This is a genomic window from Shewanella donghaensis (assembly GCF_007567505.1).
GTDB classification, from domain to species: domain Bacteria; phylum Pseudomonadota; class Gammaproteobacteria; order Enterobacterales; family Shewanellaceae; genus Shewanella; species Shewanella donghaensis.
Map to the genome: position 1 here is coordinate 3,090,775 of NZ_CP041783.1, position 22,398 is coordinate 3,113,172.

Consider the following 22,398-nt stretch of genomic DNA (forward strand, 5'->3'; position numbering starts at 1 on the left):
ATCATCTTTAACTATTCTTGTTCGACTTAATTAAAGCAATTTTCTGCTTCAGAGATGCTGCGACATCTTGATGGACAAATTGACTGACATCACCGCCGTGTAAAGCGACTTCTTTCACTAACGTTGAAGAAATAAACGAGTTTTCTTCCGCGGGAGTCAAAAAAACACTTTCCAAATCTGGATTTAAGCGGCGGTTCATATTCGCTAATTGAAATTCGTACTCAAAATCAGATACAGCTCGAAGCCCACGTACCAGCACACTAGCTTGCTGCTCTTTAGCAAAGTCGACTAACAGCCCAGTAAAGCCTACAACTTCAACATTATCTAAATGTGCCGTCACTAAGTTAACTTGCTCTACACGTTCTTCAAGTGTGAACATCGGCTTTTTAGAAGGGTTTGAAGCTATACCGATAATCACATGGCGGAACAATCTTGCTGCACGCTCGATTAAATCTGCATGGCCATTAGTTACGGGATCAAAAGTGCCTGGGTATATCGCGCGTCTATGCATTATTTATAATTCTTCCAATAATTTTAAAGCTTAAACTTTGGTACCTTTGGCAGGTTCCAACGGTTCAATAACAACTTAATCTCAAAGTGTAATTTCAACCAAATACGTTTTAATCTTTTCTTTTCAACAGTTCTTCTATCCACAATTTCATTAATATCACTACCAAAATCTCCATGTTGTACAGGGAATGGTCTTACCACGAAACAGCGCAGTGACTTCTCAAACCAATACTGAATATCCATATCAACAGGTCTAGAAATCGGGTAAGCATTTTCCAATAATTTTTCAGCACCTGAAAACGAAATAAACTGCCCAGTGGTCGTCGAAGGTAACTTTAGAGTTTGGCCAACAACAAGTTCCTGATTGATTTTAAAAGGATTAATTATTTTCTTTAATTTACGCCCGTGTGATAACGCAATGTAGTCCCATTCGTGATGAGTATTATTAGCAAATGTCATAAAATCGATAATGCTTTCAGATATAACCGCATCATCTTCAATGATAAGGGCATAATCTAACTGTTGTTGTTGTATTTTTTCCCAACAGAGAATATGACTCAAATAGCAGCCGATTTCACCATCGTTTAATTTTTTATAATATTTACTTAAATTCGATTTTAAATCAAAAACCTGCTTACGCTTACCATCAGATAATTCTTTTCCTTTAACAGCAGAAACTCTTTCAAACTCTAACCCTAATGCAGCAAACTGAAGCTTTATGTTTTCAAGACGCTCAACACTCTCATCTAAATTGATGACAAAAATTTTACATTGCATCTTAACTAAACATACCTCAATAAATAAAATCAATTTTATCACAAAGAAACGAGCGAGAAGCGCTAGTTTTTTTACCAATTTAATCGGGAATCGTCCATAATATGCAATAATCAACAAACTATCATCACATTTCCTAAAAGCGAATTGATTTCTATGACATTACCGATCAGTGTTTTCATTATCACCAAAAATGAACAACGTCATTTGGCGAAAACATTAGAGAGTGTAAAAACTGTTGCTGAAGTCATTATTGTGGATTCTGGTAGCACAGACAATACTCTTGCTATCGCAGAGCAATATGGCGCGAAAGTTTTCCATAAAGCATGGGAAGGCTATGCAATACAAAAACAGTACGCGATGTCTCTGTGTAAAAATGAATGGGTACTTAGTCTAGACGGTGATGAAACAGTTAACCCACAGTTATTAAATGCACTGCAATTAACAATTGAAAGTGATAATGCCGATTGTGTCAGAATGTGGCGTAATGATATTTTTATCGGGAAATCTCTTTCTCACCTAAGTAAAAAGCCCAATAATCACCGTTTTTATAAAAAATCAAAAGCATTTTTTAATTCAGAAAAGCTTGTTCACGAAAGTGCGACTATCACTGGCAAAGAAATTTTTATCAATGAAACCTTTGATCATTATGGCTATGATTCAATCGAAGCTATCACCTCTAAAAATAATAAATATTCGAGCCTAAAAGCTGATGAAAAATTTTCTAATGGGAAATCATTTTCAACCTTTAAACTGATCACTATTTTTCCATTCACCTTTTTTAAAGAGTATCTTTTACAAAGAAAAATATTTTCAGGAAAAAGAGGCTTAATTCTTTCAATTATGGAAGCCTATTATTCGTTCATAAAGGAAGCCAAGCTTTATGAAAATAGCGAATGTTCCCAAAATTCAAAGAATGTCAATTGAAGAAACCTGTGAGGCATATAGGTACTGCTAATAAAATACGATAAAATAGGTGATTACCGTTACTTATTAAGCGTCATTTAATAAATAATCCACAATTCTGTGGCTACATTTTCCGTCAACGATGCCAGCCAACTCTTCGGTATACTTTTCTCGCATTGGTTTATATGACTGAGGGAATGCAAGCTGATGGTCAACCACCTCTTTTAATTTGGGGTAGGTTTTAGCATGAGCAGCAACATCTGCATATTTATACAAATCTTGATCAACTCGATTTTTAAACCTGAACTTTAAAATGCCACGGTATGACCAGCGTAAATAGTAAAAATCACACCAAACAACAGGCTTACCAAGGGCTGCAAACTCAAATAAAGCAGAAGATGCATCGCTAATTAAAATATCAGCTGAGACCATGAAAGGTAATAAATTGGCTTCTTCAGCCCCCGCTAGGTATACATTCTCGTATGTAGACCAGTGCTCTAACAATTCTTTCTGCTTCTGATAACTTGGCTTAGTTAATGAGAAATAATGTGGTTTTAACAAAATATTATATTCAGAAAACTGCTCCGGCCACCTTTTTGCCATATTCTGAATGCTACTAGGGTAAAAAGTAGGTGCATATAATAATGTCGGTTTATTAGGGTCCAAACCGAGTTTGGCGATATCAAGACCCTTTTCAACTCCTTGAATAACCGGATCTAATTTTGCGTAACCTGTATCAATAAAAACTTTATCCGGGAACATTACCTGCAAGCGATTTAAGCGATATTGTCCCTCGACAAAACGGACATCGATATCAGATTGGGAAACTGTATAGTAGACAGATTTTGGCCCTATACCATGTTCCATAAGCGCAGTTTTTGACACCCCTTTCAATTGAGATGCACGAGAAAAAGCATTGCCAAAAATAACCCAACTAGCCTTGGTAGAAATATAAAGCGCTAACGCCTGAGCCTCATTATCAACCCAAACCGCGTCTAATTGATGCAGTTCAACAAGAGTACGAAGCACGGATTGCTGCTCTTTATTGTTATAAATAACAAACTTTACCGACTCTGACCTTTGCTGCAGTTCTTTAGCCACTGGCAAGTATTGTGGTAAATAATAAGGGTGTAAAACATCAAAATAAATCACTGATAACTTTTCCCGATTAAATATATTAATTGGTGTGAAACATAAACTTAAAACAAGTTAATTGTATCATACTTAGCGTATGTATTGACGCTTAGCACATAGGCTACTATCTCTAACTTTGAAACAATACGGTATGTAAAAATCAATCTCATACAGCCTTTATCGCGAAGTTGAGCTAATAAGATGTTTTTTGTGATTTAAGCCTCAAAGATTTAATATTAAGGTGTTCCACAAGGAAGGTTTTGCACAACACCAATAATGAATCTCATGTATTATAAGCAATTCATTATAACAAATGTCTTTCTTTGAACTCTGTAGTGCCATATACACTCATAATATGAAGCTATGACAAGCTAGCGTAATATAAGACAGTATAACAATACTTAAGGATCCAACTTGAATACAATAGTTTATGTTTCTGGAACATTCGATTTGTTCCATAGTAATCATTTAAAGATGATCGAATATGGCCGAGGTTTGGGTGACACGTTAATAGTTGGCGTAAGTACTGATGAACTTGTATGCAGCTATAAAAACCCACCAGCCGTACCGTTTGAAGAAAGAATAGCCATTGTTCAAGGGCTTAGAGCCCCAGATATTGTTATCCCGCAACATACTTTAGAACACACCCAAACAGTTAAAAATTTAAATATGGATGTCTTTGTAATTGGCGATGATTGGGCAGGTAAATATGACTACTTGGAAGAGCAAGGGGTAAAAGTTTTCTATTTGCCTTACGGAAAAGGCGTGAGCTCTACAAATTTGAAAAAGAAAATACATGATGAGTATTCAAAACTTATCGAAACAAGTGATAAGCACCCAATTCCAGAGCCAAGAACCTGAAGATGAAGATGAAGATGAAAAAAATACTCATAACAGGCGGCAGTGGTGACCTTTCTCAAGGCTTAAAACTTGCTTTAGAATCTGAGTTTGAGGTTTTATCTCCCTCTAGACAAGAGCTAGATGTTACTAGTATTGACTCAGTAAAACGTTATTTTTCAACTCATAATTTTGACATTGTGATCAACTGTGCAGGAAAACTGTATTCATCATTAGTGACAGATTCTGATCCACTACAATGGATTGAAGATATTAATGTTAATTTAATTGGGACCTATTTAGTCTGTAAATTTGCTTTGGTTTCAAATAGAAAAACAAAAATCATTAATATTTCATCTACCGCAGCATATGCCAATTATAAAGATTGGACTTCATACTGTGCCTCTAAAGCTGGTGTGATGAAATTATCATTAGGTCTTTTTGATGAAGGTCTAGATATTATAGTTATGTGCCCTGGAGCTATCGATACTAAGCTCAGAAATGGACTTAGTATCCCCAATAATAATGTCATGGATATAACAGAAGGTATTGCCCCAATTTTAGATGCCGTTAATGGTCAGTATAAAAGTGGTGAGATCATTTTCTATCGAAAAGGTGACTTAGAAGTGAGACAGACTTACTAATCTAATTAACCATAATAAATACTGACATTAAAAGTCGCCTTAATAGCCTATATTTAAAACAGTTTTGACCATAATGAGAGCCACAACAGCCTAATCTCATTGCCATAGCCTCTAATCGTCCTCATTGAACCAATGGGGATAATTTTTATCTACAGTCATTTCAAGGTATGCTTTAGGCATTATCATTGTTTAACCATAGAATCTCATTTTTATGTCATTAATATCTGCAGAACAATTCGCCAACTGCAAGCGAATGCTATTTGTATCCCCTGTTGCTTTAGGTGATTTTTTATACCTAAAAACATTTTTAATCGCATTAAAAAACAAATACCCGCACATAGAGTTAGATATTTGGCTTGATGACAATAGGCGCAATACAGATAGCTGGCGCTTGTCTCGCAGTAAAATATTACAACAATGGATGGCTGCAGAGCCTGCTTTTGGGCTAACTTATGGATGTACCGATTCAGACAGTGCTGTTCAGGACAATATTAAGCAAGCCAAACTGCGTAATTATGACCTTATTTTCTGCCATTCAGTCAGCAAAAGTAAGCAGTACTCTAAAATTGCCAGAGCGATTAGTTCAAATGCGTTTATCGTATCTAGCCTACCCAAGGTTAAGTATTGGGGCTTACTCGACTCTTTACAATTTAAGCACTCTGATGCGCGTTTCAGGATCAATCCTAACGAGTTACCTTCCAATCATCATATTACTGATCGCTACGCGAATATTTTTGAAAAGGTTACTGGTCTCGTGGTAGCTAAAAATGAGCTCATGCCTTCCATGGTTATACCTCAATCCATGCAGCCAATTACTGATGCATGGATTAAAAACCGTTTTAATGACGAATCTCGCCAAGGACCGTTAATATTTTTAAATCATCTATCGACCAATACCAAGAAAGATTGGGATATAGAACAGTTATTCGACTTAATTTTAAGAATTAGCGCCACAGCATTGGATAATCGATTTATCATTAACGTCACTAGAGAGAGTTTTGATGAAGTCAGTTTAGCGACAGAGAAATTTACCGCTAACAATTCACTTCAAATTGCAGTCTTTACCGTTGAAGATCACTTTTTTGAATTACCGTCACTTATTGCTAAGTCAGATTTTGTTATCACTGTTGATACTGCAATTTTACATTTTGCCTTTGCCGCAAAAAGGCCGCTTATTTCGATGATGAGATCAAAGAAACCTTATTGGGCTCCACCAGCAAGTAAACAGTCTCATGTACTATATGCGACAGAAGGTAAGGGATATGTCTCAGATATCAGTGTCGATAAGGTATATGCTCAATACCTAACAATGACAAACTAAACTTACAGCACACAATTTGGAAATGTTTACATGAAAAAAGCAATATTCACTCTCGCCATTGGCGATAATCCTATGTATAAAGCTGCGGTAGAGAGTTTTGAAGCATATGGAGAAAAGGTCGGTGCTGATGTCATTGTTTCAGATGAACTCCATTACAAATTAAAAGTTAATAATAAAAAGTATGATGCTAGCCCTGCTTGGTCTGAAAAATTGTATATGGCAGAATTATTAAAAAAGTACGACAGGATACTTTATATTGATGCCGACATGATAATTGCGCCATGGGCTGAGAATATTTTTGAAGAATATAGTTCATTGAATACTGTCTATATGTTTAACGAAGGATGCTATAAAAATCGTACGGAACACGCTAAAAAAATTAATAGCATATTAGGTGAAGTTGACTGGCCTATTGAAAGTAACGAGATGGTTTACTTCAATTCAGGCATGATATTAGTGTCTAAAGAAGCCAATCTTTTTAAAAATGCCAGCGCAGAAGAAATGCAAAAAGTCTGCAATGAAGTGAAGTTCTATGACCAAACCTATATCAACTACCTGATATTTAGAGATAAAATAGACTACGTTTGTATCGATAAAAAATTCAATAGAATGCCCTTACTGGGCTTAGATGGTTACAAAGATGCTAGCTTTATCCACTATGCAGGACGTGGATATCGAGAAAAAATTCCGATGCGAGAGCTAAAATATATCATTGATTATTGTGATTTTTTTGCTGAAACGCTATCTGAAGAAGAGATTCTTAAATATAAGCAGCAGTCATGGCACTGGTATATGCTAAAACAACAAAGAAAAACAAAGTTACCCATTGCGTTATTAAGCGCTGTATTTGGTCTCTTTCACCCACAACATAAATACTAAGTTTTAAGCCCACGATCTCCTTAGCTATTGTGATAATGATAACTAAGGAGAATAAAGTACCTCAAGCTATTTTAACAAACTGCGCTATCACACTTTCAACAGTAATTTTCTCCATCAAATCATCTCCCTTAGCCCTTTTCCCCCAAGCAATTGCAGCATCGGGGAATTGAAGTTTAATAACTTCCTCATACACACTCACCACATGTTGCAGCGATAAATATGGACCAGTGCGCCCTGGATTTGAATGGGCATACAGACCAATCACTGGGGTACCTTGTGTCACCGCCATATGTGCAGGCCCGGTATCAGGGGCGATCACCATGCTGGCGTTTTTAAGTAAAGCCAACAGTTGGGTTAGCGTGGTTTTACCAATCTGGTTTTCAATAGTGGTTTTACACAGCTGCACAATGTTTTGAGCCAAATCCGCTTCAAGCTGACTAGGGCCACCACAAAGCATCACGCGATAACCCTGATTGACAGCATAATCAGCAACCGCAGCATATCGCTCAGGTAACCAGTTACGTTCCGCTTTGCTGGCTGCAGGGCAAATCACTAACACTTTGTCATCACCTGAGATAAGCCTATTGGCAAACTCGGTATCCACTGCAGGCACAGGAATATTCCAGCGAGGCGTTAAATCATTAACCCCAATCGCTTTAGCAAAGCCCATAAAACCCTCTAAAACATGCGGTGTTGCTAATGGTTCAACGGCATGATTGGTGACTAACCACTGACCTTCTTTAGCACGTGCTTTATCAAAACCAACACGGACTTTCGCCGATATCATCATTGAAGCGATGGTTGCTCGAAGCGCTACTTGCATATGCAGTAATACATCAAAGCGTTGCCCTGATAATGCGGTTTTTAATTGGCCATAACTGCGCCAGCCTTGTGATTTATCAAAAATGACAAACTCAACCCCAGGCATATGCTTCACCAGTTGATATTCAATTTTCCCAATAACCCAGGTGATCGCTAAATCAGGATATTGACGCTGAATAGCTTGCACCATAGCAACCGCATGGCAAACATCACCGATAGCGGATAAACGAAGTAAACATAGGGATTTCATGGATGAAAAATCTGCTTTCATGGATTACCACTGACGATGCAAAGGGAAATAAGTACAAGTATTCGATCTTAATGTAGAATATTGTTTTTAGCCACTGACAATCAACGCTTTTTATCATTGACCTATGCATATTGAATTAACAGACAAAGGGATCATTGCTTGGTGTGAGCCACTCGCACAGCAATTAGCACCCGCACAGTTCCAAGCTGAGTATTGGCAGCAACTCAATGCAATTATAGGGCAATCTAAAGGCCGCTATACCACGTGGTTTGTTGAACATAGTCAACAGCGCTGGGTATTGCGTCACTATTGGCGTGGTGGGCTTATCGAAAAGTTCAGTCGTGATGCCTATGTGTTTACCGGCATGGCACGTACTAGAGCCGTTGCTGAACTGGCATTATTGGAAAAGCTATATGATGAAGGGCTCCCTGTCCCGAGGCCTATTGCTGCAAATGTCGAACGCTTTGGTATTTGGTACCGTGCAGATCTTATCATTGAGCTTATTGATGGCGCTAAAGATTTAGTCGCTTATCTATCAAAGGTCGCGATGAATGACCAACAATGGCAACAACTTGGCGCTGTCATTGCCACATTTCATAACCGCGGTGTTTATCACGCTGATCTTAATGCTAAAAACATCTTATTGGCCACAGAACAGTTTTATCTTATCGACTTTGACCGTGGCGCAATAAAAACACCTGCTAAGCAATGGCAGCAAGCGAACTTGAGTCGGTTATTACGCTCATTTAACAAAGAAAAAACTAAACTGCCGAGCCTGAATTTCAATGATGCAAATTGGCAGCTATTACTAAAAGGCTACGAAAAAGCAATTAACTAACTAGAGCTCTAATAACAAGGTCTAATAACAAGGTCTAATAACAAGGTCTAATAACAAGGTCTAATAACAAGGTCTAATAACAAGGTCTAATAACAAGGTCTAATAACAAGGTCTAATAACAAGGTCTAATAACAAGGTCTAATAAAAGTCTAATAAAAGTCTAATAAAAGCTCTAATGAATAGACCGATTACTGAATTAGTTGAGATAATTGTAATTGCTGTTCAATAATCTCAAGTTGCTTTTGCATCGCGCCGCGATTTTGAGCAACCACTTCTAAGCTTGCTTTGGCAGCAGCGTCATGTAAATCAGCTTGGCTAAACATCTGCAATAATAGTTCAGCAAGTTCATCACTATCTTGAATGACCCTTAAGCCACCAGCTTGTTCAAGCAATGTTGTTATTTCAGCAAAGTCCCAATGATGAGGCCCCACACATACAGGCAGTCCCATTGCAGCGGGTTCTAATGGATTGTGGCCGCCATTTTCAATAAGGGTGCCACCGACAAAAGCGAAATTAGCCGTACCATATAGCATCAACAATTCCCCCATCGTATCCCCAAGGATGACTTGAGTCTGTTCATTAACGGCTTCATTCATACTGCGCCGAGCTAACGTTAACCCTTGCTGGGTTACTGATACAGCAGCGACATTAAATTGCTCGGGGTGTCTTGGCGCCATAATTAATAACGCATCAGGATACTGCTGAAGCACTTCTTTATGAGCTTGCAGCATAATATCAAACTCGCCAGGATGAACACTGCCAGCCACCCACACAGGCGCTTGTGAACGATCCCACGAGTCTTTTAATGTTTTTGCTTGTGAATATTTGTTGTCATCAATCTGTAAATCAAACTTCAAACTGCCGCAAACACTTAATACGTCAGGCATAACTCCTAAAGCTTCAAAACGGTTTGATTCCGCTTGGGTTTGCACTGCGATAGCATCTAATGCCACCAGCATAGGTCGGCTTAAAGTTATTTGCTTTTGGTATTTATCTGCGGACTTTTGCGATAACCGCGCATTAGCTAGCACTAAACGGGTGTTATTTTTCTTTGCAAAGTAAAGTAAGTTAGGCCAAAGTTCTGTTTCCATAATGACACAAAGTTTAGGGTTTACTTGCTTGATGAAGCGACTAACACAAAAGTTAATGTCAAAGGGGAGATAACAATGCTGCACGCTATCACCAAAAGCTTTTATCACCTCTGCAGAGCCAGTAGGACTTGTAGTGGTGACCGTAAATGTTAGCTGTGGATGACGACTCATTAGCGTTTTAATGACAGGGATTGCCGCAAGCGTTTCCCCCATAGACACACTATGAAAAAGTACATCCGTTTGCTTTAATCGCGTCAATCCAAATCGTTCACCCCAACGACCACGATAGTCCGGACTTTTGATCGTACGAAAACCCAAATAGGCTAAGATAAGGGGAAATAATAGCAAGAGTAAAACGGAATATATGCCACGAGTCATGAAAAGTACTTGATCAATTTTGCTTGTCGGATAAACACAATGCTAACATAATCTAAATTCATAGGGATATGAGCTAAGCAGTAAGTTTTTACGAAATGATTTATTCATGAGTATCTGACAATTGGAACCAATATGAAAACCCGCGATAAGATAGTTTTTGCCAGCCTTGAACTTTTTAACGAACACGGTGAACGTAGTATTACTACTAATCACATAGCGGCTCATCTCAGTATTAGTCCAGGGAACCTTTATTACCATTTCCGTAATAAAGAAGACATTATTAATTCCATCTTTGCTTTGTATGAAAGCCATTTAGAATCCGGTTTCAAACCTTACGAAGATACTACCGTTGATATTGAACTGTTGATGGGATATTTCGATGCGATGTTTTATACCTTGTGGCAATTTCGATTTATGTACGCCAACCTTGCCGATATTCTCAGCCGCGACGATGCATTAAAGACGCGTTATTTAAAAGCACAGGAACAAGTTTTATCACGCTCAAGTAACGTGTTAAGAAAACTGAAGAGCGACGGTTTCCTTGAAATCGATGATGACAAAGTTACTGCACTGGCAGATACCATTAAAATGATGGTGAGTTTTTGGATTAGCTATCAGTTAACCCAATCAAGCACGTCGACCATCACTAAAGCGACTTTGTATGAAGGTCTACTCAGAGTGTTGATGATTTTTAAAGCCTACTCAACTCCAGACTCACAAGCCACGTTCACCCGCTTAGAACAGCATTACCTTGATGTTGCTTCACAAGAACGAGACGCTGCAGCGTAAATAGCCAATCACCACACACATACAAACTGCCTTTTTATGACTAAAATAGAGTCATAAAAAGGCGGACGCCACTTCTGTTAACATGCTAAGCCATTCAAAAAACAGTCTTTCCTAAAAACTTGTTGTTGATTAGTTTATCTAATGTGAAAACAGCCGTAGCCCTAATCCTTTTTATGTCGCTATTCAGGTTAAAAAAAACACTGTAGAGCCACTAAAATTAAGGTTAGAATGCGGCCAACGCCGTTTCCATATTAAAACTATACTTAGGAGAAATCAGGTGGCCTCTACCTCATTTTACGACCGCATAAATCAACAACTTGTCGATGTTAAAGCTGAAGGCTTGTATAAGAGTGAACGTATCATTACTTCTGCTCAGCAAACCTCGATCAATGTAAATAGTGAAGAAGTCATTAACTTCTGTGCTAATAACTATTTAGGTTTAGCCAATCACCCTGAATTAATTAATGCCGCCAAGAATGGTTTAAACAGCCATGGTTTTGGTATGGCATCAGTTCGTTTTATCTGTGGTACTCAAAACATTCATAAACAATTAGAGAACAGCCTAAGTTCATTTTTAGGTATGGAAGATACCATTCTTTACTCTTCATGTTTTGATGCCAATGCAGGTTTATTCGAAACCTTATTAGGTGCCGAAGACGCTATCGTGTCAGATGCACTAAACCATGCCTCAATCATTGACGGTGTGCGTTTATGTAAAGCAAAACGTTTTCGCTATGCCAACAATGATATGGCCGATCTTGAAACACAGCTGATTGCTGCACAAGCTGCGGGCGCACGTAATATCCTTATCGCCACAGATGGCGTGTTCTCAATGGATGGCGTTATTGCCAACTTAGCTGGCGTATGTGATTTAGCTGACAAGTATGGCGCACTCGTGATGGTTGATGACTCTCACGCTGTGGGTTTTGTCGGCGAGAATGGCCGCGGTACCCATGAGTTCTGCCAAGTCATGGATCGCGTTGATATTATCACCGGTACGTTAGGCAAAGCCTTAGGCGGCGCTTCAGGTGGTTTCACTTCAGCTAAAAAAGAAGTTGTTGACTGGTTGCGTCAGCGTTCACGTCCTTACTTATTTTCAAACTCTTTAGCACCTTCAATCGTGAGTGCATCAATACACGTATTAGAAATGCTAAAAACAGGTCAAGCACTGCGTGAAGCCGTTTGGGAAAATAGCCGTTACTTCCGAGAGAAAATGACTGAAGCTGGCTTTACTTTAGGTGGAGCGGATCACGCAATCATCCCAGTAATGATTGGTGATGCGAAATTAGCAGGTGATTTCTCAAACCGTCTATTAGCTGAAAACATCTATGTTGTCGGTTTCTCATTCCCTGTGGTGCCAAAAGGGCAAGCCCGTATTCGTACCCAGATGTCAGCGGCTCACACCAAAGCGCAAATTGATAAAGCAATCGAAGCCTTTACCCGTATAGGTAAAGAAATGGGCATCATCTAGGACTCATGACACATGAAAGCTCTAAGTAAATTAAAGCCTGAAGAAGGCATTTGGATGGTTGATGCGCCTAAGCCAACAATGGGCCATAACGATCTATTAATTAAAATCCGTAAAACCGCGATTTGCGGTACAGATGTGCATATCTACAACTGGGATGAATGGTCACAAAATACCATTCCTGTGCCTATGGTTGTTGGACATGAATATGTCGGTGAAGTTGTCGATATAGGTCAAGAAGTTCGCGGCTTTACTATCGGCGACCGCGTTTCAGGTGAAGGACACATCACTTGTGGTCATTGCCGAAACTGTCGTGGTGGTCGTACGCATTTATGTCGTAATACCTCAGGTGTTGGGGTAAATCGCGAAGGTGCCTTTGCTGAGTACTTAGTTATCCCAGCATTTAATGCATTCAAAATTCCTAACGATATTTCAGATGACCTAGCGTCTATTTTTGATCCATTTGGTAACGCTGTGCACACGGCATTATCTTTTGATGTAGTCGGTGAAGATGTACTGATTACAGGCGCAGGCCCTATTGGTATTATGGCTGCTGCTGTATGTAAGCACGTTGGCGCCCGCCATGTGGTGATCACTGATGTGAATGAATACCGTCTTGATCTAGCCCGTAAAATGGGCGCGACTCGCGCAGTAAACGTCGCTACTGAAAGCTTACAAGATGTGATGACCGAATTAGGCATGACTGAAGGTTTTGATGTTGGATTAGAAATGTCAGGCGTACCATCAGCATTCCATTCAATGCTTGATACCATGAATCACGGCGGCAAAATTGCCATGCTAGGTATTCCTGGCGGTGAAATGGCGATTGATTGGAGCAAAGTCATCTTTAAAGGCCTTATCTTAAAAGGCATTTACGGACGCGAAATGTTTGAAACCTGGTATAAAATGGCCAGCTTAATTCAATCTGGATTAGACTTGTCGCCAATTATCACTCATCACTTCAGCGTTGATGATTTCCAACAAGGCTTTGATGCCATGCGCTCAGGCCAATCAGGTAAAGTGATACTGAATTGGGATTAATCACCGTAGAACGGATTTATTCTCACCTAAAAAGGGGTTGTATACGTACAACCCCTTGTCACATAATAAAGCCTCGAATTTCAATGTTCACTACCGTCATTTTTTAAAGGATTAACCATGTCAGCGTTTAAGCACTTATCGATTAACGAACTTATTCACATGCAAGAAGACACGAGTGATGTTCAAATTGTCGATATACGTGATGCAGCGAGTTTTGCAACGGGTAATATTGAAGGCTCAGTGCATCTTACCAATGAAAATATCTCTCACTTTATTGCTGATGCCGATATGGACAAAGCATTGGTTGTTGTTTGCTATCATGGCGTGAGTAGTCAAGGTGCTGCTGGTTACCTTATTGAACAAGGTTTTGATGACGTTTATAGTCTTGATGGTGGTTATACCGCTTGGAGTTCTGCTCACGCATGATAGAAATCGGCCAATTACCTAACGCTCGCGCAGCACAAGCATTCATAGATTATTTAAAAGGTCTTGATATTGAATGCTACCCCGTTGTTATAGAATCGGGCGTATCTTTGGTCATTTATCAGCAATCTCAGGCAGAGCAAGCCAAATATGAATTCGAACAGTTTAGACAAAACCCTTATCAGAAAAAATATTTAGAAGCCTCTTGGGATAATGGTACCACTCAAGCGAAGTTAGACTATGGTTCATCTTCACTAGGGCTTATTCAACAGTTTATCACTGGAGCAGGACCACTAACGCTAATCACATTTTTCGTTTGTGTTGCCGTATATGCAGGGATGAATCTGGGTTTTGCCAATGAAATTTTTAGCCAATTATCCTTTTTCGGTGCTGTGCCACAAAGTGATATAAGCCAAATTTGGCGAGTATTCACCCCCAGTTTAATGCATTTTTCATTAATGCATGTCGCCTTCAATTTATTGTGGTGGTGGTACTTAGGTGGAAAAATAGAAACTAAGCTTGGTAGTAAGCCGTTAATAATAATACTGATAGTCGCAGGCTGTTTACCCAGCATCGTGCAATATATGATGACAGGACCTAACTTTGGTGGATTATCTGGCGTAGTTTATGCCGTAGTGGGCTACACCTGGATTATGGGGCAACGCCAACCACAAGCTGGCATCGGCTTACCAAACAGTTACATGGGCTTTATGATGGTCTGGTTGGTGTTGGGCTTCACTGACATACTTGGGATGCCTATCGCTAATGGAGCCCATATAGGTGGCTTACTGGTTGGCTTAGCGCAAGGCATGTTCGATAGCCGCAAAACTAATAAATAGCCTACGCCATCAAATGTTATGGCATATCGTTTGAGGTGCTCACTTTAAACAGTAATTAGCTCATAGCAATAACTTCAGCAACAAGCTTTTCAATGCCTATATTAGCCTCAACTATTGAGGTCGCCAACATATAGGCGGGCGTGGTAACAACTCGATTTCCTATATCAATCACAATATCTTCGCATGCTGCCTCAATATGTTCACCGCCCATTTCATTAAAAGCCTGAGCCGTACCCACATCATTACCCATCGTCCCTTTAGGTCGATTTTTATAAATAAGCGGTAGCATTATCGGCGCTATACACATAAAGCCAACAGGTTTGTTCGTCAGCGCAAATTCTTGAAGAAATCTGGCTACATCAGCCTGAATCACGCTATCACTTCCTGCAATCGCAAAATCACATAAGTTTTTCGCGGCGCCAAAACCACCAGGAACAATCAATCCATCATATTCTTCAATATCGAGAGCAGTAACATCACTGATGTCACCACGGGCAATACGGGCAGATTCCTCTAACACATTACGTTTAGCATCCACCTCCACTTCACCGGTCAAATGATTCACCACATGCAGTTGATTAATATTCGGTGCAAAACAATGATAATTTACGTCAGCCTTGGATAGTGCTAATAAGGTTAATACTGACTCCTGAATTTCTGCGCCATCATAAACACCACAACCGCTAAGTAAAACAGCAATATTTTTCATTACATATTCCTTGTTGTCTTATTAATTTAACTTTTTTTCAACAAATCTATTGATCTGATTAAAAAACATGCTAACTTAGTTTCTGAATTTTATCCCTTGGTTTAAAAGCTGTACCAAGTAAAGAACTATTTCAAGCAGAATATTAAAAAAGTCCACAAATTAGGAATATTTTTTAAAACTACAATTGATCTCACAAAAATTATAATAAACAATAATAATCAATAGCTTACTGGTTTTATTTCAAGTCGTAATTAAAACTCCTTAAGATGAACAATTATTTCACTCACAGACTTATCCACAGGCTGCGAGTTAATTTCTCATGGCCGAAAAGCCGCGTATGTGGCATTCTAGAGCCATCTCAGATTACTGAATATGAAACTAAACTATGCCAACAATCCCCAATAACCCACTCGTCCTTGTGGATGGTTCTTCTTACCTTTATCGCGCTTATTATTCACCGCCTCATTTAACCAATTCTAAAGGTGAAGCTACGGGTGCTGTTTACGGTGTAGTGAATATGCTGCGTAGTTTAATGAGCCGCTATAGCCCAAGTCATATTGCCGTGGTATTCGATGCAAAAGGCAAAACTTTCCGAAATGACATGTATAGCGAATATAAAGCACAGCGCCCAGCTATGCCTGATGACCTACGCACACAAATCGCACCACTTCATGCCATTATCCACGCTTTAGGTCTGCCACTCATTTGTATTCCTGGTGTTGAAGCTGATGATGTCATCGGCACCATTGCACTTAAAGCAAGTAAAGAAGGCCGTGCAACACTTATTAGCACTGGTGATAAGGATATGGCGCAACTTGTAGACGAACATGTCACACTCATTAATACCATGACCGATACCATTATGGGCCCAGAAGAAGTCACCACTAAATTTGGTGTAGGCCCTGAACTTATTATCGATTTATTGGCCATGATGGGCGATAAAGCCGATAACATTCCTGGCTTACCGGGTGTTGGCGAAAAAACGGCTTTAGCAATGCTAACGGGAGTGGGCGGTGTTGATAAGCTTATTGCCAACCCAGAAAGCGTATTAGATGTGACTTTCCGTGGTTCTAAAACCATGCCTAAAAAGATCATTGAAAATAAAGACATGCTCCAGTTATCTTATGATCTCGCCACCATTAAAACGGATGTTGAATGGGAAGATAACTTTGAGTCTTTAGCGACTAAACCCCAAAATCATGATGAACTGGTTAAGCTATTCGGTGAAATGGAGTTCAAACGCTGGTTAGGTGAAGTGCTGGATAATAAATCAGGCTTTGCGGTATCAGGTAAAACAGCAGAAGCAACTGAAGAAGTTATCGCATCTGCTGCAATTGATGTTGAATATGAAACAATCTTAACAGAAGCGCAGTTAAGCCAATGGATTGATAAATTATCACAAGCAGAGCTGATTGCTGTTGATACTGAAACCACCAGCCTAAATTACATGGAAGCTAAGCTAGTTGGCATTTCATTCGCTATTGAATCAGGAAAAGCGGCTTATCTGCCACTTGCCCACGACTATTTAGATGCACCAGATCAGCTATCAATGGAATATGCGCTTGAGCAATTAAAACCTATTTTAGAAAATGACCAACTTGAGAAAGTAGGTCAGAACCTAAAATACGATATCAGCATCTTTGCCAACGCCGGTATTACTTTAAAGGGCGTGCGCTTTGATACTATGCTTGAGTCTTACGTATTTAACTCGGTAGCATCACGTCATGATATGGATGGTTTAGCACTTAAGTATCTTGGTCATAAAAATATTAGCTTTGAAGAAATTGCCGGCAAAGGCGCTAAACAACTGACCTTCAACCAAATCGATTTAGAAACCGCTTCACCGTATGCGGCTGAAGATGCCGATATAACCTTACGTTTACATCAGCATTTATGGCCAAGAGTCGAAAAAGAAGCTGGACTTAAGTCTGTCTTTAATGAGCTTGAATTACCACTGATTCAAGTATTATCTGATATCGAACGCCAAGGTGTATTAATCGATAGTATGCTACTCAGTCAGCAAAGTGACGAGTTAGCAAAGAAGATTGATGATCTAGAAACGAAAGCCTATGAAATCGCTGATGAGAAGTTTAACTTAAGCTCTCCCAAGCAGTTACAAGTGCTATTCTTTGAAAAGCTCGGATACCCGATCATCAAAAAAACGCCAAAAGGTGCACCTTCAACAGCTGAAGATGTCTTAGTCGAACTTGCTTTAGACTACCCTTTACCAAAAATTATTTTACAACACCGCAGCCTGTCAAAATTAAAAAGCACCTATACCGATAAGTTACCTCTGATGGTTAATGCTGAAACCGGTCGAGTTCATACCAGCTATCATCAAGCGAATGCTGCCACCGGTCGTTTATCTTCAAGTGAACCTAACTTGCAGAATATCCCTATTAGAACCGAAGAAGGTCGCCGTATAAGACAAGCCTTTATAGCCCCAGAAGGCCGAAAGGTACTTGCTGCCGATTATTCGCAAATTGAATTACGCATCATGGCCCATTTATCACAAGATAAAGGTCTACTTACTGCTTTTGCTGAGAATAAAGATATTCATAAAGCCACAGCAGCTGAAGTTTTTGGGGTTCACTTTGAAGAAGTCACTACCGAGCAAAGACGCCGGGCTAAAGCCGTTAACTTTGGTTTGATTTATGGCATGTCAGCATTTGGTTTAGCCAAACAGCTTGATATCCCACGTAAAGAAGCTCAAACCTATATTGACACTTACTTTGCACGCTACCCAGGTGTGCTGAAGTATATGGAAGACACCCGAGCGCTAGCCGCTGATGTGGGTTATGTTGAAACCTTATATGGCAGAAGACTGTATTTACCTGATATCAAAGATAGAAACGCTATGCGTCGTCAAGCAGCTGAACGAGCAGCGATTAATGCACCAATGCAAGGTACTGCTGCTGACATCATCAAAAAAGCGATGATTAAAATAGCAAATTGGATTAGTACTGACACTCAAGGTGAAATCACCATGATCATGCAGGTACACGATGAATTAGTTTTCGAAGTTGATGCAGATAAAGCAGAACAACTGAAATTAAAAGTCTGTGCACTCATGGCTGAAGCCGCTTCAATCGACGTCATGTTACTCGCTGAAGCTGGTATGGGCGACAACTGGGATGAAGCTCACTAAGACAGTACCAATACAGCCTTAGCATAAAGGCTTATCTGGATTAGATACCTATAATGGCAACATTATAGGTATTTTTTTATCTGCATCATTTATATTTTTGCGCTCGTATCCATTCCCTTTTGATACAAATGATGAAATAACACACAAATATTGTGTTTAAGTTCACATTATTGCTCACATATTTAAAAAACAGTTTTTCATTTTAAGGCTAATGGCGTATTATTCTCTGCGTAGGGTACAGAGGTTAAGATGTTCCATCTTTCAGACCTTTTATTTCACTAGAAATAGTGACAAGCCGAATTATGGCGCTCCAGCATTTATATGTTGGAGCTTTTTTTTGCCCAAAAGTAAATTTAGAGTAAATACTTTAATTAAATCTAAGAAACAGGTATTATGTCTCCATTGAGCGCCATTGATGAGTAAATGGCACTTGAGTCTTGTTGAATTTAGCTTCTCCCCAAAAGAGCTAACTTTTTTAACCGATAACATTTTAGTTATCGGTTTTTTTTTGCCTATTATTAATAAAATAGAATTTCAGAGACAAAAAAGGGTATTAAGTTTATAAACTTAACACCCTAAAAAGATCGATTTTAATCGCCGAATTTACTCTTCTTCGGACGACTCTAGTGCCGCTTTCTCAGCTTCAACTAACCAGCTTGGGTTACACCATTCATTTAAGATACCCAATACTTTAGGTTTTCCAGTGCCTTTGGTAGAAGAGAAAGGTTCAACTTTAACCCAATCACCATACTCAGCAAGCTCTTTACGCACAGCGTTAACGGTCTTCATTTTCACGTTTTGCGCGAGTTTATCTGACTTAGTGAGCAAAGCTAAAACTGGAATTTCACTCATAACAGCCCACTCAATCATTTGTAAATCGAGATCTTTAAGTGGATGACGAATATCCATCAACACAACAACGCCGCTTAAACAGGCGCGTTCTTGCAAGTATTCGCCCAACGCCTTTTGCCATTTGTTTTTCAATGCTAATGGCACTTTCGCAAAACCGTAGCCAGGTAAATCAACTAAACGACGGTTTTCTTCAAGCTCAAAAACGTTAATAAGTTGAGTACGACCAGGGGTTTTACTGGTTCTTGCTAAGCCTTTTTGATCTGTTAATGCATTCAGTGCACTTGATTTACCTGCATTGGAGCGGCCAGCAAACGCTATTTCTACTCCGGTATCACCAGGTAAATACTCATTTAAGTGCGCAATGTCTGGTGCACTAATTAAAAACTTGGTTTTTCGAAAATCTATACGCGTTTCTGACACGATTTACTCCAATAATTTTTAGGTAAAACCTTAATTATGTAAGATTTGCTTACTTTTCCACATTTTCGTGTAAAATATAAGCCTGATCACAGTTTGTAGATTTTACCACGCTTGCGGGTCTTCCTAGTAAGCTCAGGACAATAAATTAAACAAGAAGTTGGAACGCCATGAAAAAGTTAGCCCTTGCGCTGTCTGTATTTGCCGCTATATCAACACCTGCCTTCGCTGAAGGTGATGTGGAAGCGGGTAAAACTAAATCAGTTATGTGTTCTGCCTGTCACGGTGTTGACGGTAACAGCATTGCTCCAATTTGGCCTAAACTGGCCGGACAGCACGCATCTTATCTAGAAAAACAATTACATGATTTCCAAGCGGCGGCTAAAAGCGGCGGCAAAGAAGGTCGTAATGATCCTACCATGATCGGTATGTCAATATCCTTATCTGAACAAGATATTAAGGATGTTTCTGCTTATTATGCCAGCCAAACATTAAATGTAGCAGATGTTGCTAATGTTCCTAGTGAAGGCGAAGCCCTTTATAAAGGTGGCGACATGGATCGTGGCATTACCTCGTGCATGGCTTGTCATGGACCAGATGGTAAAGGCGGCGAACTTGCTGGCTTCCCATCTATTGGTGGACAACACGCTGATTACGTGAAAATCCAACTGAATAAATTCCGCGATACAAATCGTAACAACGATTTAAACGGCATGATGCAAGATGTTGCTAAAAAGCTATCTGACAGTGATATTGAAGTATTATCTCAATACATTTCAAGCCTTAAGTAACTTTTTATACATTAAGACGTTTTTATAAAAGGGTGATTATTCACCCTTTTTTACGCCCCTAACTTGACGTTTACGTAAACTTACCAAGAATCGTGCTTGACAGAGATCACGGTTTTAGGGTTAAATAGCCCCGTACCGAGATGAACCCAACTGTAAGAACAAAAATATTAATTCCATCTCACAGATTTCGGCTACGTTTACATTTAAGATATAAGAATAAAATTACTTAATAACAATAATATAAATAAGACCACTCACTAATAATAATAAGAGTCGTGATTTCAGCTTGAAGTCCAGGTCATAAAGAATTTGTAAGGAACAGACCGATTGGTCGATTAGCTTTTATAGCACTCCCTTACGCAACAGAGATAAAACCCCATAAGGAAAACTACTTTAAGGATTAAAGTAGCGGCAAAGGAAGCTAATTGCTTAGGATGCACTTGCGGAGGCTTGTTATCACTGGAAGGTACTTTAAACACGGATTGTTAACTATTGTCATTGAAGACAAACTAAAGTTTTGATGTGTCATATTAGACCATCTACGGAAGCTGTGGTCAGGACGGCAACAGGATTAAGAAAAAGTGTCATTGATGACCGATAACAATAAAAAATGCATGGAAAGCTCTAAAAACAAGATGGATATTGACCGGGATAGTCACATAGCAAGTACGGATACTTGGAATAAAAATTTGGTGTGATAAACACTATTTTGTAAGGTGGCAGTTTACTGCCACCTTTTTTTATTTCTATTTTTAATCACTTTCATATTCCACTAATTTCTGCTATTCATTGATATACATCATCTTTGTTCAGGTATCCTCTTACTTCAATGATAAAATGTCCGTTGTGCAGTCAAACTGCTGAATTTTTTATACAAGATAAGAAAAGAGCCTTCTATAGCTGTAGTCAATGTAGCCTTGTTTTTGCGAATCCTCAATCTCATTTAATGCCAGCGGCTCAACTTCAGCGATATGGACGAGCAAATAAAGCAGCAAAGCAAAAACAGTTAGTGCAATTCATTGAACCTTTGCTATCTCAAATATCTGCTCAGCAAAGTGGTTCATTAGTCGGGCTCAATTTCGGCAGAGTAATGGACAGAGTAAGTTTAGATAAAATCGAGCTTGCTGGTCATCATTTATATCAATACGACCCATTTGCAAAAACAGATCAACAGTTATTTAAACAGCAATATGATTTCATTTGTTGCTATCGAGTACTTGAACATTTCCAGCAACCCGCTAAAGAATGGCAATTATTATCAAAGTTACTAAAACCAGATGGTTGGTTAGCGATAAACACCTCCTTATTAACTGATTTAAATAACTTTTCTAAATGGCATTTTAAAAACAACCCGACACACGTGAGCTTTTATCGACAACAAACTTTCGAGTATTTGGCACAACACAGCGAATTTAAGCTATTATTTGCAGCAAAAGAGCTCGTATTGATGCAAAAATCATCAAAGTCTGGTATAAAGCGCATCCTTATTTAGTGCAAGGTGGATGAGAATCTATCTAGCCAAATTTTTCAACCTAAT

The 22,398-nt window shown here is 39.1% G+C and carries 21 protein-coding genes; 14 read left to right on the forward strand and 7 right to left on the reverse strand.

Translation table 11 applies throughout. The features are described 5' to 3' along the window. Positions 1-7: 7 nt before the first annotated feature. Together coaD and FPK91_RS13120 are read right to left on the reverse strand one after the other, a co-directional pair. Positions 8-511, reverse strand: coding sequence for a pantetheine-phosphate adenylyltransferase (coaD, locus tag FPK91_RS13115; protein WP_144211670.1), 504 nt, complete (start codon positions 509-511; stop codon positions 8-10). Between the two features lie 23 nt (positions 512-534). Further along, entirely contained in the window at positions 535-1,401 is an 867-nt protein-coding gene (locus FPK91_RS13120; protein ID WP_227006570.1) for a glycosyltransferase family 25 protein, read from the reverse strand. A 39-nt stretch (positions 1,402-1,440) separates the two neighbouring features. Between FPK91_RS13120 and FPK91_RS13125 the strand changes: the two genes are divergently transcribed. Then, on the forward strand, positions 1,441-2,211 hold the full coding sequence (locus tag FPK91_RS13125; RefSeq protein ID WP_144211671.1) for a glycosyltransferase family 2 protein: 771 nt from the start codon (positions 1,441-1,443) through the stop codon (positions 2,209-2,211). Between the two features lie 66 nt (positions 2,212-2,277). Here FPK91_RS13125 and FPK91_RS13130 read toward each other — a convergent pair whose 3' ends face one another. After that, complete coding sequence (locus tag FPK91_RS13130; protein WP_144211672.1) at positions 2,278-3,342, reverse strand: CDP-glycerol glycerophosphotransferase family protein; 1,065 nt, start codon at positions 3,340-3,342, stop codon at positions 2,278-2,280. A gap of 396 nt (positions 3,343-3,738) precedes the next feature. Here FPK91_RS13130 and FPK91_RS13135 point away from each other — a divergent pair, with 396 nt between their 5' ends. From FPK91_RS13135 to FPK91_RS13150, 4 genes are all read left to right on the forward strand, one after another. After that, entirely contained in the window at positions 3,739-4,185 is a 447-nt protein-coding gene (locus FPK91_RS13135) for an adenylyltransferase/cytidyltransferase family protein (RefSeq protein ID WP_144211673.1), read from the forward strand. Between the two features lie 14 nt (positions 4,186-4,199). Next, on the forward strand, positions 4,200-4,805 hold the full coding sequence (locus FPK91_RS13140; RefSeq protein ID WP_144211674.1) for an SDR family NAD(P)-dependent oxidoreductase: 606 nt from the start codon (positions 4,200-4,202) through the stop codon (positions 4,803-4,805). 211 nt (positions 4,806-5,016) lie between these two features. Next, positions 5,017-6,126 carry a glycosyltransferase family 9 protein gene (locus tag FPK91_RS13145; RefSeq protein WP_144211675.1) on the forward strand — a complete coding sequence of 370 codons (1,110 nt, stop codon included), beginning with the start codon at positions 5,017-5,019 and terminating at the stop codon, positions 6,124-6,126. Positions 6,127-6,156: 30 nt separating this feature from the next. After that, a complete protein-coding gene (locus FPK91_RS13150; protein WP_144211676.1) occupies positions 6,157-7,005 on the forward strand; it encodes a glycosyltransferase in 849 nt (282 codons plus the stop codon). Positions 7,006-7,066: 61 nt separating this feature from the next. Here FPK91_RS13150 and FPK91_RS13155 read toward each other — a convergent pair whose 3' ends face one another. Beyond that, on the reverse strand, positions 7,067-8,098 hold the full coding sequence (locus FPK91_RS13155) for a glycosyltransferase family 9 protein (protein WP_144211677.1): 1,032 nt from the start codon (positions 8,096-8,098) through the stop codon (positions 7,067-7,069). Between the two features lie 103 nt (positions 8,099-8,201). Here FPK91_RS13155 and FPK91_RS13160 point away from each other — a divergent pair, with 103 nt between their 5' ends. Continuing rightward, on the forward strand, positions 8,202-8,915 hold the full coding sequence (locus FPK91_RS13160; protein WP_144211678.1) for a 3-deoxy-D-manno-octulosonic acid kinase: 714 nt from the start codon (positions 8,202-8,204) through the stop codon (positions 8,913-8,915). A 188-nt stretch (positions 8,916-9,103) separates the two neighbouring features. On the opposite strand, the gene waaA is transcribed toward FPK91_RS13160, so the two are convergent. After that, positions 9,104-10,384, reverse strand: a complete 1,281-nt coding sequence (gene waaA / locus FPK91_RS13165) for a lipid IV(A) 3-deoxy-D-manno-octulosonic acid transferase (protein WP_144211679.1) — start codon at positions 10,382-10,384, stop codon at positions 9,104-9,106. A gap of 132 nt (positions 10,385-10,516) precedes the next feature. On the opposite strand from waaA, the gene FPK91_RS13170 reads away from it, so the two are divergent. The 5 genes from FPK91_RS13170 (at position 10,517) to glpG (ending at position 14,944) form a co-directional block, all read left to right on the forward strand. Beyond that, the gene (locus tag FPK91_RS13170) at positions 10,517-11,173 is read left to right on the forward strand and encodes a TetR/AcrR family transcriptional regulator (RefSeq protein ID WP_144211680.1); all 657 of its coding nucleotides are present in this window, start codon (positions 10,517-10,519) and stop codon (positions 11,171-11,173) included. A gap of 277 nt (positions 11,174-11,450) precedes the next feature. Further along, a complete protein-coding gene (locus FPK91_RS13175) occupies positions 11,451-12,644 on the forward strand; it encodes a glycine C-acetyltransferase (RefSeq protein WP_144211681.1) in 1,194 nt (397 codons plus the stop codon). A gap of 12 nt (positions 12,645-12,656) precedes the next feature. Continuing rightward, positions 12,657-13,682, forward strand: coding sequence for an L-threonine 3-dehydrogenase (gene tdh, locus FPK91_RS13180; RefSeq protein WP_144211682.1), 1,026 nt, complete (start codon positions 12,657-12,659; stop codon positions 13,680-13,682). A 117-nt stretch (positions 13,683-13,799) separates the two neighbouring features. After that, positions 13,800-14,108, forward strand: coding sequence for a thiosulfate sulfurtransferase GlpE (glpE, locus tag FPK91_RS13185; protein ID WP_144211683.1), 309 nt, complete (start codon positions 13,800-13,802; stop codon positions 14,106-14,108). Continuing rightward, positions 14,105-14,944: a rhomboid family intramembrane serine protease GlpG gene (glpG, locus tag FPK91_RS13190; protein WP_144211684.1), complete on the forward strand. Its 840-nt coding sequence runs from the start codon at positions 14,105-14,107 to the stop codon at positions 14,942-14,944. Before glpE ends, glpG begins: the two co-directional genes overlap by 4 nt. A gap of 55 nt (positions 14,945-14,999) precedes the next feature. On the opposite strand, the gene elbB is transcribed toward glpG, so the two are convergent. Further along, positions 15,000-15,653 (reverse strand): isoprenoid biosynthesis glyoxalase ElbB, encoded by a 654-nt coding sequence (gene elbB / locus FPK91_RS13195; RefSeq protein WP_144211685.1) that lies wholly within the window; start codon positions 15,651-15,653, stop codon positions 15,000-15,002. Between the two features lie 385 nt (positions 15,654-16,038). Here elbB and polA point away from each other — a divergent pair, with 385 nt between their 5' ends. Next, entirely contained in the window at positions 16,039-18,801 is a 2,763-nt protein-coding gene (gene polA / locus FPK91_RS13200; protein ID WP_144211686.1) for a DNA polymerase I, read from the forward strand. Between the two features lie 603 nt (positions 18,802-19,404). Here polA and yihA read toward each other — a convergent pair. Next, positions 19,405-20,073 (reverse strand): ribosome biogenesis GTP-binding protein YihA/YsxC, encoded by a 669-nt coding sequence (gene yihA, locus FPK91_RS13205; protein ID WP_144211687.1) that lies wholly within the window; start codon positions 20,071-20,073, stop codon positions 19,405-19,407. Between the two features lie 167 nt (positions 20,074-20,240). On the opposite strand from yihA, the gene FPK91_RS13210 reads away from it, so the two are divergent. Together FPK91_RS13210 and FPK91_RS13215 are read left to right on the forward strand one after the other, a co-directional pair. After that, positions 20,241-20,861, forward strand: a complete 621-nt coding sequence (locus FPK91_RS13210; protein WP_144211688.1) for a c-type cytochrome — start codon at positions 20,241-20,243, stop codon at positions 20,859-20,861. A gap of 829 nt (positions 20,862-21,690) precedes the next feature. Then, on the forward strand, positions 21,691-22,353 hold the full coding sequence (locus FPK91_RS13215; RefSeq protein WP_144211689.1) for a methyltransferase domain-containing protein: 663 nt from the start codon (positions 21,691-21,693) through the stop codon (positions 22,351-22,353). Positions 22,354-22,398 lie beyond the last annotated feature (45 nt).